Source organism: Methylobacterium sp. 17Sr1-1 (genome assembly GCF_003173775.1).
In the GTDB taxonomy this organism is placed as follows: domain Bacteria; phylum Pseudomonadota; class Alphaproteobacteria; order Rhizobiales; family Beijerinckiaceae; genus Methylobacterium.
Genome location: NZ_CP029552.1, coordinates 5,547,698 through 5,560,937, shown reverse-complemented (window position 1 = coordinate 5,560,937; position 13,240 = coordinate 5,547,698). Strand labels below are relative to the sequence as shown.

12 protein-coding genes and 1 pseudogene are annotated in these 13,240 nt (G+C 71.7%); 3 read left to right on the top strand and 10 right to left on the bottom strand.

Annotated features, from left to right (window positions below; genetic code table 11):
• Positions 1–5: 5 nt before the first annotated feature.
• Positions 6–1,109 carry an ATP-binding protein gene (locus tag DK412_RS25325; RefSeq protein ID WP_093564971.1) on the bottom strand — a complete coding sequence of 368 codons (1,104 nt, stop codon included), beginning with the start codon at positions 1,107–1,109 and terminating at the stop codon, positions 6–8.
• A gap of 53 nt (positions 1,110–1,162) precedes the next feature.
• A complete protein-coding gene (gene dusB / locus DK412_RS25320; RefSeq protein WP_109974218.1) occupies positions 1,163–2,185 on the bottom strand; it encodes a tRNA dihydrouridine synthase DusB in 1,023 nt (340 codons plus the stop codon).
• A 798-nt stretch (positions 2,186–2,983) separates the two neighbouring features.
• Between dusB and DK412_RS25315 the strand changes: the two genes are divergently transcribed.
• Both DK412_RS25315 and DK412_RS25310 read left to right on the top strand, forming a co-directional pair.
• The gene (locus tag DK412_RS25315) at positions 2,984–4,201 is read left to right on the top strand and encodes a bifunctional 2-C-methyl-D-erythritol 4-phosphate cytidylyltransferase/2-C-methyl-D-erythritol 2,4-cyclodiphosphate synthase (protein ID WP_109975487.1); all 1,218 of its coding nucleotides are present in this window, start codon (positions 2,984–2,986) and stop codon (positions 4,199–4,201) included.
• Positions 4,198–4,698, top strand: a complete 501-nt coding sequence (locus DK412_RS25310) for a CinA family protein (protein ID WP_109975486.1) — start codon at positions 4,198–4,200, stop codon at positions 4,696–4,698. Before DK412_RS25315 ends, DK412_RS25310 begins: the two co-directional genes overlap by 4 nt.
• 138 nt (positions 4,699–4,836) lie before the next feature.
• On the opposite strand, the gene DK412_RS25305 is transcribed toward DK412_RS25310, so the two are convergent.
• From DK412_RS25305 to DK412_RS25270, 7 genes and pseudogenes are all read right to left on the bottom strand, one after another.
• Entirely contained in the window at positions 4,837–5,775 is a 939-nt protein-coding gene (locus DK412_RS25305) for a bifunctional helix-turn-helix transcriptional regulator/GNAT family N-acetyltransferase (RefSeq protein ID WP_109974217.1), read from the bottom strand.
• A gap of 52 nt (positions 5,776–5,827) precedes the next feature.
• Entirely contained in the window at positions 5,828–6,190 is a 363-nt protein-coding gene (locus DK412_RS25300) for a response regulator (protein WP_109974216.1), read from the bottom strand.
• A 4-nt stretch (positions 6,191–6,194) separates the two neighbouring features.
• On the bottom strand, positions 6,195–7,760 hold the full coding sequence (locus tag DK412_RS25295) for an ATPase domain-containing protein (protein WP_245447271.1): 1,566 nt from the start codon (positions 7,758–7,760) through the stop codon (positions 6,195–6,197).
• Positions 7,761–7,833: 73 nt separating this feature from the next.
• Positions 7,834–8,619, bottom strand: a complete 786-nt coding sequence (locus DK412_RS25290; RefSeq protein WP_109974214.1) for a HAMP domain-containing sensor histidine kinase — start codon at positions 8,617–8,619, stop codon at positions 7,834–7,836.
• Between the two features lie 178 nt (positions 8,620–8,797).
• Positions 8,798–9,283, bottom strand: a complete 486-nt coding sequence (locus DK412_RS25285) for a hypothetical protein (protein ID WP_109974213.1) — start codon at positions 9,281–9,283, stop codon at positions 8,798–8,800.
• A gap of 162 nt (positions 9,284–9,445) precedes the next feature.
• Positions 9,446–9,850: pseudogene (locus tag DK412_RS31590) on the bottom strand (DUF4279 domain-containing protein).
• The gene (locus DK412_RS25270; protein ID WP_162596298.1) at positions 9,843–10,187 is read right to left on the bottom strand and encodes a hypothetical protein; all 345 of its coding nucleotides are present in this window, start codon (positions 10,185–10,187) and stop codon (positions 9,843–9,845) included. Before DK412_RS25270 ends, DK412_RS31590 begins: the two are co-directional and overlap by 8 nt.
• A gap of 490 nt (positions 10,188–10,677) precedes the next feature.
• On the opposite strand from DK412_RS25270, the gene DK412_RS25265 reads away from it, so the two are divergent.
• Complete coding sequence (locus tag DK412_RS25265) at positions 10,678–12,330, top strand: MFS transporter (RefSeq protein ID WP_109975485.1); 1,653 nt, start codon at positions 10,678–10,680, stop codon at positions 12,328–12,330.
• Positions 12,331–12,670: 340 nt separating this feature from the next.
• Here DK412_RS25265 and DK412_RS25260 read toward each other — a convergent pair whose 3' ends face one another.
• Positions 12,671–12,949 carry a hypothetical protein gene (locus DK412_RS25260; protein ID WP_109974209.1) on the bottom strand — a complete coding sequence of 93 codons (279 nt, stop codon included), beginning with the start codon at positions 12,947–12,949 and terminating at the stop codon, positions 12,671–12,673.
• Positions 12,950–13,240: the final 291 nt, after the last annotated feature.

Sequence of the window (13,240 nt, the reverse complement as noted above, 5' to 3'; positions counted from 1 at the left end):
GGCGCTCACTCGGTCTCGGCGGAGGATTCGCGCCCGTCGCGGGAATGCGACATCGGCAGGAGGACGCGGAAGGTGGTGCGGCGGGGGGCGGGGTCGCACTCGACGATGCCGCCATGGTCGCCGACGATCTTGGCGACCAGCGCGAGGCCGAGGCCCGAGCCTTGCGCCTTGGTGGTGACGAAGGGGTCGAACAGGTCCGGCAGTAGCTCGGCCGAGACGCCCGGGCCGTTGTCGCGCACCGCGACCTCGATCGGCAGGCTGACCCGCTCGCGCGAGCCCGGCACCTGGAGGCGCAAGCCGGTGCGGAAGGCGGTCGAGAGGATGATCTCGCCGTCGACCGCGTCGGCGCCGATCGCCTCGGCGGCGTTCTTGACGAGGTTCAGGATGACCTGGATCAGCTGGTCGCGGTTGCCGAGCACCGGTGGCAGCGAGGGGTCGTAGTTCTCGACGAAGCGGATGTGGCGGGCGAAGCCCGACTGGGCCGAGCGCTTCACCTGGTCGAGGACGCCGTGGACGTTGACCGGGCCCCGCTCGACCGGGCGCTCGTCGCCGAACAATTCCATCCGCTCGACGATGCGCACGATCCGGTCGGATTCGTCGCAGATCAGCCGGGTCAGGAGGCGGTCGTCCTCGGCCGCCGATTGCTCGAGAAGCTGGGCCGCGCCGCGGATGCCGGCGAGCGGGTTCTTGATCTCGTGGGCGAGCATCGCGCCCAAGGCCACCATCGAGCGGGCGGCGCCCCGGTGGGTGAGCTGGCGGTTCATCTTGTCGGCGATGGTGCGCTCCTGGAGCATCAGCACCACGAGGTCGTCGTCGAGATGGGTCGCGAACACGTCGACGCTGCGCTCGATGCCGGTGCGCGGCGAGGCGAGCTCGACCCGGTACTCGCTGACGCTGGCCCGGCGCCGGCGCACCTCGTTGACCAGCGCGATGATCGGCGAGGAGAACGGGATGATGTCGCGCAGGCGCTGGCGCTGCATCATCCGGCGCGAATAGTCGAAGAAGTGCTCCGCCGCCATGTTGACCTGGAGGATGCGCTCGTCCGGGCCGATGGTCAGGACGGGCAGCGGCAGGGCGTTGATGATCATCTCGCTCGTCGGGGCGCTCATGGGCGACGTTTTCCGGCTGCGGGCGGCAGGGGGTGCGGGCGCATCGCTCATCCTCATGCGGCCTGCTGCGCAGACCGTGCGGCCCGCGATGCGGGCCGTGCGGCCGGCGCCTCGAAGGCGCGCCGCAGCAGCCGCGCGGCCTCGGCCGGGTCGGTGGTGGTGAGAAGCCGGGTCCGCTCGGGGGCGGACAACCCGCCAGCCTGGTCGGCATAGGCCGCCAGATGCTTGCGGGCGTGGCGCACGCCCATCCGGGCGCCGTAGAGGGCGATGAGTCCCTCGTAATGCTCGGCGGCGAGCTCCGCCCGCGCGGCGGCATCGGGCTCCGCGAAGGCCTCTCCGGCCAGCCCCGCCGCGATTGCGGCGACGAGCCAGGGCCGCCCGACCGCCGCCCGCCCGATCATCACGGCGTCGGCGCCGGATTCGCGCAGGCAGGCCCGGGCGTCGTCGAGGCTCGTGACGTCGCCGTTGGCGACGAGCGGGATCGCCACCGCGTCGCGCACCGCCCGGATCGCCGCCCAGTCGGCGCGGCCGGTGTAGAATTGCTGCCGGGTGCGGCCGTGCACCGTGACGGCGGCGTAGCCGAGCCGTTCGGCGCGGCGCGCCAGGTCGGGGGCGTTGCGGGTGGCATCGTCCCAGCCCAGCCGCATCTTGACGGTGACCGGCACCGAGACCGCCTCGCGCACCGCGGCGAGCAGGCGCTCGGCATGGTCGAGGTCGCGCATCAGGGCAGAACCGGCCTGGCCGCCGGTCACGGCCTTGGCCGGGCAGCCCATGTTGACGTCGATCACGTCGGCGCCGTTGGCCTCGGCGAGGCGCGCGCCCTCCGCCATCCAGCGCGGGTCGCAGCCGGCGAGCTGCACCACGTGGGGCAGCACGCCCTCGCCCTCGGCCCGCAGGCGCGCCTCCTCGGTGCCGCGGGCGAAATCCTCCGCCGCCACCATCTCGGACACGGTCGCGGTGGCCCCGAGCCGGCGGGCGATGCGGCGCATGTGCAGGTCGGTGACGCCGGACAGGGGCGCGAGCAGCGCCCCGCGCGCGAGCAGCGCCCCGCGCAACCGCGAAGGCCCGGCGGACATCCGTCCTTCTGGCAGCGCTGCCGGCCCGGCCCCCGGCGCCCCGTCGCTCAAATAATGGTCAGTCGTCATTGTGCACAGCAAATAGCCAAAACCCGCTCATACGCAAGCGCGTTCGGGCTTCGATCCCCGAATTGCCCGCGAATTGGCTGGTGAAGTGACCCTGTTCGGGCCGGTCGGCCCGGTGCGGTGGCGTTCCGCGGCGGCTCGGGCTCTTTTGGGAGGATAACGGGGCATCGCGGCGGAATGGAAGCGGTGAGGGCGCGGGCTTTGCTGCGCTGCGGGATGGAGGCTGGCCCGGGCCGCGACGAGGCGCAGGCCGTCGGCTTTTCCCGCCTTGGAGCGCGTCGCACGTCATTGAATTGTATAAATTCGTTGCGTATCCAAACGATATTTCAAAGTCTATCGCGTCCCCCTCTCCCGTGTGGGAGCGGGGTGAGGGGTCAGGGTGGAGACGGTGCCGGACGGGACTCCGACCGTTCAGCTGCCAGCACCACGTTCAGAGCTTCACACGGAAGCACGCCACCCTGCGCGATCTCCGATCGCCCCTACCCCTCTCCGACACGGGCAGGGGATCCCGCGGCTTCCTTGTCTTGGGAAGATCTTGGATGGCCGCCTCGGCATGCGCCCTATGCAACCCCGGACCGCGACAACACGGTGGCAGGGACCGACAGGCCCCACCGCCCCCGCCCTCCTCTCCTTCCCGCGCGGCACCGCCCTTCCCCTGGTGCATTTGCCTCGCGGGACCGCCGCCGCTAAGGAGCGGACATTCCGGGAGCGACCATTTTGACACTTTCCCAGATCGCCGCGGTGGTCGTCGCCGCGGGGCGCGGCATCCGCGTCGGCGGCGACACGCCCAAGCAGTATCGCCGCGTCGGCGGCCAGGCGGTCCTGACCCGGACCCTGGCGGCCCTGGCTGCCCATCCGGGCATCACGCGGATCCAGGTGGTGATCGCCGCCGATGCCGCGGCCTTCTACGACGAGTGCCTCGGCGACCTCGACCAGGCGGCGCGGGACAAGCTCGCCCGGCCGGTCGAGGGCGGCGCGACGCGGCAGGCCTCGGTCCGGGCCGGGCTCGAGGCGCTGGCGCGAGAGGGTGCGCCCGACCTGGTGCTGGTGCACGACGCCGCCCGCCCCTTCGTCGACGAGGCGCTGATCGACCGGGCGATCGCGGCGGCGGACGGCCACGGCGCCGCCGTGCCGGGCGTGCCGGTGAGCGACACGATCAAGGTGGTCGAGCCGGACGGAAGGGTGCGCGAGACCCCGAAGCGCGAGGAGCTGCGCGCGGTGCAGACCCCGCAGGCGTTCCGCTTCGCGCTGCTCGCCGAGGCGCATGGCCGGGCCGCAGCGGAGGGGCATGACGGCTTCACCGACGACGGCGCGCTCGCCGAATGGGCCGGCCTGCCGGTGGCGGTCTTCCCCGGAGACCTGCGCAACCGCAAGATCACCCAGGCCGCCGACCTTGTCGAGGCCGACCGCGCCTTCTCGCCGGGATCCAGCCCGGCCGCCCAGGATGATGCCATGACCCTTCTGACCCGCCTCGGCACCGGTTTCGACGTGCACGCCTTCACGGAGGGCGACCACGTGTGGCTCGGCGGCGTGCGCATCCCGGCCGACCGCGGCGTGCTCGCCCATTCGGACGGCGACGTGGTGCTGCACGCGCTCACCGACGCGATCCTGGGCGCGCTCGCCGACGGCGATATCGGCGTCCACTTCCCGCCGAGCGACCCGCGCTGGCGCGGCGCCTCCTCCGACCAGTTCCTCGCCGACGCGGTGCGCCGGGTTGCCGAGCGCGGCGGGGTGATCGACCACCTCGACATCACGGTGCTGGCCGAGGCGCCGCGCATCGGCGCCCATCGCGAGGCGATCCGCAGCCGGATCGCCGAGATCGCCGGGGTGCCGCTCTCGGCGGTCTCGATCAAGGCGACCACGACGGAGAAGCTCGGCTTCGTCGGCCGGGCCGAGGGCCTCGCCGCCCAGGCTGCGGCGACCATCCGCCTGCCGGAGGCGCGGTCCTGATGTTCGATGCCGCCCTCGTCACCCGCGCGAGCGTGCTGATCGCCGCCTATCGCGTGCGCCAGGCCCGCCTCGTCACCGCCGAATCCTGCACCGGCGGCCTCGTCGCCGCGCTGCTCACCGAGGTGGCGGGCTCCTCCCTGGTGGTGGAGCGCGGCTTCGTCACCTACTCGAACGAGGCGAAGGCCGAGATCCTCGGCGTCGACTTCAACCTGATCTCGGCCCACGGCGCGGTGAGCGAGCCGGTGGCCCGGGCGATGGCCGAAGGGGCGCTCGCCCATTCCCGCGCCGACGTGGCGCTCGCCATCACGGGCATCGCGGGCCCGGGCGGCGCCACGGCGGCCAAGCCCGTCGGCCTCGTCCATTTCGGCCTCGTCGCCGCCGGCCGGGCGACCCGGCACATCGAGCGCCGCTACGGCGATCTCGGCCGCTCCGAGGTCCGGCGCTGCGCCGTCGAGGACGCGCTCGGCTTCCTGGAGATGGGGCTGGAGAAGGTGTGAGACGATTTGCGGACGGATCAGTTCGGAAATCGTCTCACCAGCCCGCGCGGCGCGTGAGCGAGGCCGATTTCCGCATCGCGACAGCGATTGCGCAGCAATCGCCGAGCGATCAATCGGAAATCGTATGAGGCCCCTGCCTCACAGGTCCAGCATCCAGGTCTCCCCGACCAGATCCTGCCCGAACGAGCGGTGCGGGGCGCTCTCGATCAGGCGGAAGCCCGCTTCGGCGTAGATCCGTCTCGCCGCAGCCAGCACGTCGTTGGTCCAGAGGGTCAGCTGCCGGTAGCCCCGCGCGCGGGCGCCGTCGACGCAGGACGCCGTGAGGCGCCGGCCCAGGCCCTGGCCGCGGGCGGCCGGTTCGACGTAGAGCAGGCGCAGCTTCCCCACCGTGTCCGAGGCGGGCGCCAGGAAGACGCTGCCGACCACCTCGCCCGCCTGCTCGGCGATCCAGGCCCCGGCCCGGCCCGGATCGAAGTCGTGCACGAACCCGGCCAGGATCTCGGCCACCAGGGCCTCGAAGGTGAGGTCGAAGCCGTAGTCCCGGGCGTAGAGCACGCCCTGGCGGTGGGCGATCCAGCCGATGTCGCCGGGCCGCAGGCCGCGCAGGGTCGCGCCCGCCTCGAGGCCCTCCGACGGATCCCCGAGCAGGCGGCGCACCCGCGCCATCGCGCCGACGAGGGCCGTCCGGTCGGCGGCCGGGAGCCGGGCCAGCAGTGCCTCGACCTCCGCCCGCGAGGCCTCGTCCAGCGGCGCGAAGGCGGCCTGCCCCTCCGGCGTCAGGGCGAGGACCTGGCGCCGCCCGTCGCCCGCCGCGCTCCGGCGGGTCACGAGGCCCTGCTCCTCGAAGCGCTTGAGCAGGCGGCTGAGATAGCCGGCATCGAGGCCGAGGTCCCGCCCGAGGACCGAGGCGGTCAGGCCATCGCGATGGGCGAGCTCGTAGAGCACCCGCGCCTCGGTGAGCGAGAAGGCGCTGCGGTGCAGCCCCTCCTCCAGGAGGCCGATCTGCCGGGTGTAGAACCGGCCGAAGGCCCGCACCGCCGCGACCGCCGCGGCATCGATCTCGTCTGCGTGCATCATCGGCGCCGGCTCCCGTCCAAGGGCAGCAGGATCGCCGAGATATTTGACTCGGTCAACTATCTTTGAGCAGCCGCGCCACGAGGTCGTGCACCTGCCTGAGCCGGAAGGGTTTTCGCAGGAAGGCGACGTGGCCGGCGGCGCGCTCCCGCACGGTGTCCTCCGGCATCGAGCTCATCAGCACGACCGGGATCCCGCGCGTCTCCGGATCGGCCGTGAGGGCGGCCAGCATCGCCGGCCCGTCCATCACCGGCATCATGAAGTCGAGGAAGATCAGGTCGGGCCGGCCGGCCGCGACGCGGGCGAGGCCCTGCCGTCCGTTGGCGGCGGTGACCACCGTGTGGCCGTCGTCGGAGAGGACGGCGTCCAGCAATTCGGCGATGCCGAACTCGTCGTCCACGATGAGCACCGTCGCCACCGGCCTATTCCCCGCCGCGTCCCGCGGCGTCCCGGTCGGCCAGGATCGCCTCGGCCCGCTCGGGGCGATCGTCGATCGCCAGACCGCCCGGCCGGATGTCGAAGACGCGCAGGCGGGGATCGATCCGGGCGTCCCGGGCCTTGGCGACCGCGATCAGGCGGTGGACACCCGAGCGCAGGACGCAGGAGCGCATCAGCACCACGTTCTCGGCGACGCTGGAGGCCTGCCGCAGGGAGGGCGCGCCGGAGGGGGCGTCGAGGAAGGTGCCGCGCAGGTCTGTTTCTCGGGTGTACATCGCCGTCACGCCCAGGGCCCTCATCTCGGCCGTGAGAGCGGCGAAGATGCGGACGATCCGGTCCTGATCCCCTGCGATCCGGCACATCGCGTCCAGACCGTCGATGAACACGCGCCGGACCCCGCGGTTCCGTATGGTGCCGAGGAGATCGGTGCAGATCTCGTCGATCAGCCCCTCGGTGGCGGGCTGCCACAGCACCCCGACCCGGCCGGCCTCGATCAGGTCGGCGACCGGCAGGTCCAGCGCCCTGGCCTTGGCGCGGAGCGCCGCCTCGCTCTCGTAGAAGCCGCAGAGCAGGCCCGGCGCCCCTTGGTCGGCGCCGAGGAACTGCAGGCCGAGCGTCGTCTTGCCGATGCCGGCCGGGCCGCCGACCAGGGTGGTGGAAGCGTGCGGCAGGCCGCCGCCCAGCATCGCGTCGAGGGCGGGCGAGCCGGTGGTGAGGGCCGCGCCCTCGACGTGGTCGCGCCGGCTCGGCAGCCGCAACCGCGCCTCGATGCGCGGAAACACCCGGATCCCGTCATCGGTGATGCGGAAGGCGTGGCGCCCGCGCAGGAAGCCGCTGCCGCGGAACTTGCGCACCTCCAGCTCGCGCTCGGCCCGCCACCCGGTGAGCCGGCTCGACAGGACGATGAGGCCGTCGACCATCGTGTGCTCGGCCGCCACCAGGTCGGCCCCGGCCGAGGCGCTGGTGAGGAGGAGGGCGGTGGCGCCGGTCGCGGCGGCCTGGGTCTGCAATTCGTGGATGAAGGTCTTGAACTCGAGGGTCGAGGCCGCGGTCTCCTCCGCCGCCACCAGCCCGTCGAGGACGAGGAGGCTCGCCTCGCGGGCGGCCATCTCGCGGCGCAGCAGGGTCAGGAGGCCGGCGAGCCCCTCGTCCTGCAGGGTACGGAAGGCGCTCAGGTACGTGATCCGGTCGGGGATCAGCCCGGCCCGGAAGAAGCCGAGCGGCGCGATGTGGCCGAGCATCCGGGCATGGCTCTCGGCCAGCAGCGTGACGTAGAGCGCCCGGTGCTCGGGCGGGGCGCCCGAAGGTGACAGGGCGGGCGAGGCGCCCGACGACGAGAGGGCGGGCGAGGCGCCCGAAGACGACAGGGCGGGCGAGGCGCCCGCATGCGTGTAGCAGGCCTGGTTGCCGAAGATGGTCTTGCCCGCGCCCGGCGTGCCCTGGACGATGTAGACGCCGCCGCGAAACAGCCCGCCGCCGAGGATGTCGTCGAGGCCGGCGATTCCCGTCGGAACCCGCTCCAGCTCTCCGTAGGCACCGGCCTGTTCCATGCTGGGTCCCACCCCGGTCATCCTGTGCTCTCTCGCCGGACATTCGCGCGGCGCTCGCAGCCGCCGCGCTCGTCTACACGTGGAGGGGAAGCGTTACCGTGAAGGTCGCGCCTTCGCCAGGGCGGCTGTCGAGGGCGACGCCGCCGCCCATCGCCTCGGCGAGGCGGCGCACCAGCCACAGGCCGACCCCGAACCCGGTCGGGGCCGCCGCGGGGTCGCCCACCGCCCGCTCGAAGCGCTCGAAGATGCGGGCCTGGTCCCCTTGCGCGATGCCGATGCCCCGGTCGCTCACCCGGATCCGCGCCACGGCCCCGTCCCGGAGGCCCGAGACCGTGATCGCGCTGCCGTCGCCGTACTTGATCGCGTTGGTGACGAGGTTGTCGAGGATCTGGTCGAGGGCGAGGCGCTCGCAGGAGAGCACGAGGTCCTCCGGTACCGCGACCGCGATCGCGCTGCCGGCATGGGCCGCCATCGGGGTCAGGGCCGCCACCACCTCCTGCACCACCTCGGCGAGGGGCACGGGGGCGGCGAGCAGCGCGAGCTGCCCGGTCTGGGCCCGGGACACGTCGAGGAGGGTGGTGGCCCGGCGGACGTAGCGCTCGACGAGCCAGCGCAGCTGCGCCAGCCCCTGCGCCACCCTGCCCTCCGGCGCCTCGCGCTGGGCGGCGCCGAGCAGGCGCTCGACCTGGCCGAGTATCGGGGTCATCGGGTTGCGCAATTCGTGCGCGACGCCGGCCAGGAACGCGTCGCGCTCGGCGAGCGCCCGGCGTAAGGAGGCGACCTCCCGGCGCAAGGCCGCCGCCTCGTCGGCAGCCTCGGCCGGATCGGCGACGTCGCGCAGCCTCACCGGGCCGCTCATGCGGCCGGCCGCCCGGGGCAGCGGGGGCCGGCGGCGCTCCGGCGGGCGGCCTTCCGGCTCTGCGGCGCCGGGGCGGGGGCTGAGGTCGGTCTCACCCGGATGGCATAACAAATCGCGGCCGGTCAGGCGAGCGTCCGCGGTCGCGCTTGCCGGGTCGCGCCGCGCCTGTTCCTGCGTTCTACCGCCGCGGCGCTTGAACCGAGATCACCCGGGCGCCGCCGACCTGACGCTCGCCGCCGTTGATGACGTAGAGCACCGGATCGGCCTTCGGCTGGGGCGGGATGCCCGACACGGTCGGGATGCCGTAGGTGCCCTCGCCCCAGGCGGAGGGCACGAGCTCGCTCGGGCGCGGCAGCTTGAAGTACGGTTCGGCGACGAGGCCGGGCTCCAGCACGCCGTTCGTCCCGTAGACGCCCAGCGGCCCCGCGAAGGTGGTGCCGCCATAGGCGGCGAACCGGCGGCCCCGAAAATCCCGGCCGATGAGCGCCCCGCCCCGGCCGTGACGCCCGCGCACGTCGTAGATGGCGGCGCGGCCCTGGTGGGCCGGCGCGAGATGCGCCCGCCCGCCCTGTCCCGGGGTCCCGGGGCCGCGCAGCGGCTGCGCCTCGGCGCCGGCGCCCACCAGGGTGGCGGCGAGGGTGAGGACGATCAGGTCGCGACGCATGGTGTGTCTTCCCGGCTCCCGGCACTCGGCTTGGGGTCAATGCCGGGGTGCCATCCTCGTTCCCGTGCGGGAGCCGCGCCAGCCGTGGCAGAGTGCGGAGGGCCGTGACGTCGTCGGCTTGACCACGCGTAGGGTCCATTCAAGCCCGGAGTGAAACTTTGATCAGTCGGAACAGCCGTAGATATCGAGGCTGAGTCGCAGGCCACGCCCGCCGAGCGCTGATAGCAATTTGGGCTGAAGCTCTGTTCCTTCGTTGATGTCATCCATGAACAAACCGCAGAATATGTCGCATCGGTAGCGGTGAGAGAGATCGGCCCAAAGCGATGGATCGTCCGGAAGTTCGGCGAGGAGCGCGGCGATCTGGGTGTTGAGATCACCGGAGGCACCGGTTCTGAGCAGCCAGGTTCCCGATCAGGCGATGACCTCTCTTCCTGATGCCGTGTGACGCGTGTCGCCCTTGCGGGCACAGCCGGTCGGTTCGACGCCCAGCCGCCGCGTGATCTCGTCCGGATCGAGCGTATCCCCGACGATGCGGAGGCCCACGGCGATGCCCGCGATCTCAGGCATCCGGTGCCTGCTCGATGACGATCCGCGCGATGTCGGCGCGGATCGTGCCGTAGGCGCCGAAGCAGGGTCCGAGTTCGATCGTCCATTCCCCCGGACGACACCCGACGCCGAGTTCCCACAGCTGCACCTCGCGCTCTTCCGCGCGACGAAGCGTCAGGCTGCTGATCACGTTCTGATGACTGAAGCCGCGCAGGTCCGCGTCGATCCAGGCGGACAGGTCGAACACGAAGATCGCGCTCTTGCCGCACTGATCGAGCGCGATGCGGAGCGTACCCGGGCCGCGGCGGTCGAGATGCAGACTGACGATCTCGGCGTCCCCCAAACTCGGGGGGACCATCGAACTAATCGAGGACATCACGGCCCCCGGGTATGTCGGCGAGAGACGCAGCGAGTTCCTGCTGCGCCCGAGCCCGGATCTGGCGGATTGCATCCATGGACCATATCATCGCGGCCAGCGTGACACGCTTCCCCTGCGGTGTCGAGGAACGGCAACGCTCCGCTCCCGGCTCTCCGCATGCGGGCGACCTCCGAGCCCCCGACGGAAGTCTCACGACCTAAGTCTCACGACGAATTGTCGGATGGGCCGGACGGCACGGCTGGCTTAACGATTGGTGTCGGCGGCGGAACACGTGCGAGCGGGCGGTCCCAATCCCCCGCCCCGCGTAAAGGCGCTGCCCGGCACCCGGTTCACCCCCAGCGCGACGACCCCGACGCGGCGAAGATTCGCGCGGGCGGCGCGTGCCGTTCACGACGGAAACGCCCCCAAGGAGGAACACCCCATGGCAAGCTCAGCCGCCCTCGGGTCCGCCGGCGATGCCGCGCGCCCGATGACGCGGGAGGAGAAGAAGGTCATCCTGGCCTCCTCCCTCGGCACCGTGTTCGAGTGGTACGACTTCTACCTCTACGGCTCGCTCGCCGGCATCATCGGCGCGCAGTTCTTCTCGTCCTACCCGCCGGCGACCCGGGACATCTTCGCGCTGCTCGCCTTCGCGGCGGGCTTCCTGGTGCGGCCGTTCGGCGCCCTGGTGTTCGGGCGCGTCGGCGACATCGTCGGGCGCAAGTACACCTTCCTGGTCACCATCCTGATCATGGGCCTGTCGACCTTCATCGTCGGCATCCTGCCCAACGCCGCGCAGATCGGCATCGCGGCGCCGATCATCCTGATCGCCTTACGCCTCGCGCAAGGGCTCGCGCTCGGCGGCGAGTACGGCGGCGCCGCGACCTATGTCGCCGAGCACGCGCCGCAGGGCCGGCGCGGCTTCTACACCAGCTGGATCCAGACCACGGCGACGCTGGGCCTGTTCCTGTCGCTGGTGGTGATCCTGGCGGTGCGGACCTTCACCGGCGAGGCCGCCTTCGCCGAATGGGGCTGGCGCATCCCGTTCCTGGTCTCGGTGCTGCTGCTCGGCATCTCGCTCTGGATCCGCCTCCAGCTCAGCGAGTCGCCGGCCTTCCAGCGCATGAAGGAGGAGGGCAAGACCTCGAAGGCCCCCCTCACCGAGGCCTTCGGCCAGTGGCGCAACGCCAAGATCGCGCTGATCGCGCTGCTCGGCCTCGTCGCCGGCCAGGGCGTGGTCTGGTACACGGGCCAGTTCTACGCCCTGTTCTTCCTGCAATCGATCCTGAAGGTCGACGGCTACACGGCCAACCTCCTGATCGCCTGGGCGCTGCTCCTCGGCACCGGCTTCTTCGTGGTGTTCGGCTGGCTCTCGGACAAGATCGGCCGCAAGCCGATCATCCTGGCCGGCTGCCTGATCGCGGCGCTCAGCTTCTTCCCGGTGTTCAAGCAGATCACCACGCTGGCGAACCCGGCCCTCGAGAAGGCGATCGAGACCGTCAAGGTGACCGTGGTGGCCGATCCGGCCCAGTGCGGCAGCCTGTTCAACCCCGTCGGCACACGGGTGTTCTCGGCCCCCTGCGACCTCGCCCGCGACTACCTCGCCAAGTCCTCGGTGCGCTACGCCACCGAGGCCGGTCCAGCCGGCCAGCCGACGGTCGTGCGGATCAACGGCACCGAGGTCCCGTTCGCGGCGGGTGCGCCGGCGGCGGAGTTCAACAAGGCGGCGGCCTCGGCGCTCCAGGCGGCGGGCTACCCGAAGGCGGGCGATGCCCAGGTGGTGAAGATGTCGAACCCGTTCGACATCTTCCGGCCGCAGGTCGCCGGGGTGATCGGGCTGCTCTTCGTCCTCGTGCTCTTCGTCACGATGGTCTACGGCCCGATCGCCGCGGCCCTGGTCGAGCTGTTCCCGACCCGGATCCGCTACACCTCGATGTCCCTGCCCTACCATATCGGCAACGGCTGGTTCGGCGGCCTCTTGCCCGCCACCGCCTTCGCGATGGTGGCCCAGACCGGCGACATCTATTACGGCCTCTGGTACCCGATCGTCATCGCGCTGATGACCTTCGTGCTCGGCCTGCTCCTCGTGCCCGAGACCAAGGACCGGGACATCTTCGACGAGCGGGATACCGCCGCGCATTGACGATGAGGATGGTGTGATAAGAAGGCGCCCGCGGCTTGAGGCTGCGGGCGCCTTTTCTTGTTCGAGCCGACGCTGTTTCCCTACTTGCCGTCATCCCGGGGCTCGTCGAAGACGAGAACCCGGGATCCATGACCGCCGACGTCGAAGAAGGAGGCGGATCGCGTTCCGCCTCGTCCTGAACACTCGGCGGCTCTGATTCCGGGCTCCGCCGCGCGGCCCCGGGCTGACCCGGAAGGTATCACCTCCGTCGCGGAAATCGGACGAAGACCCGGCACTGATCCCGAACGACAAAGGCCCGCCTCAATCGAGACGGGCCCCACACCTCGTCCATGCCGGTCGATCACCGGCAGGTCGTCACCCGCCGCACGATCCAGCCTTCCCCGTCGACGAAGAGCTTCTTGCGCGAGGTCGAGCACTGGGCGTCGTCGGCCTCCGCGGCGGGGGCGGTGACGCTCGCGGTGGCGGCGACGTCGCGGGTGGCGCCCGCTCCGGCCTTCGGCGCCTTGTCGACCGCGGGGGCGGCGCTCGCGCAGAGCGGGGCGCCGGCCGTGGCCAGGGCGGCCAGGACGACCGCCAGGCGGGCGAACAGGGGCAGTCGGGCGCAGGGACGCGCACGCATGGTCGGTGATCCCATCGGTTGAATGCCGAGCGGCAACGTCCGGCGAAATGGCTCTGGACCGCTCTCTCTTGCCATGGATAAGTCGCGAGCGCCCGAAGAGTTGCGTCGGACAAGCGTGTCCGTTGCGAAAACGGTAAACACGCGGGCGCGACGCCGCGGTGACATTCCGCACCACGGCGGCGAACTGCCGGAGTGGCCGTACCGAACCGGCTCTCGATTGGTATCCTGTTTCACCATGACTGCGACGTACTGCAAACGGACGAAGTGCCGGCGGGTTCCTGCCGCAGCGTC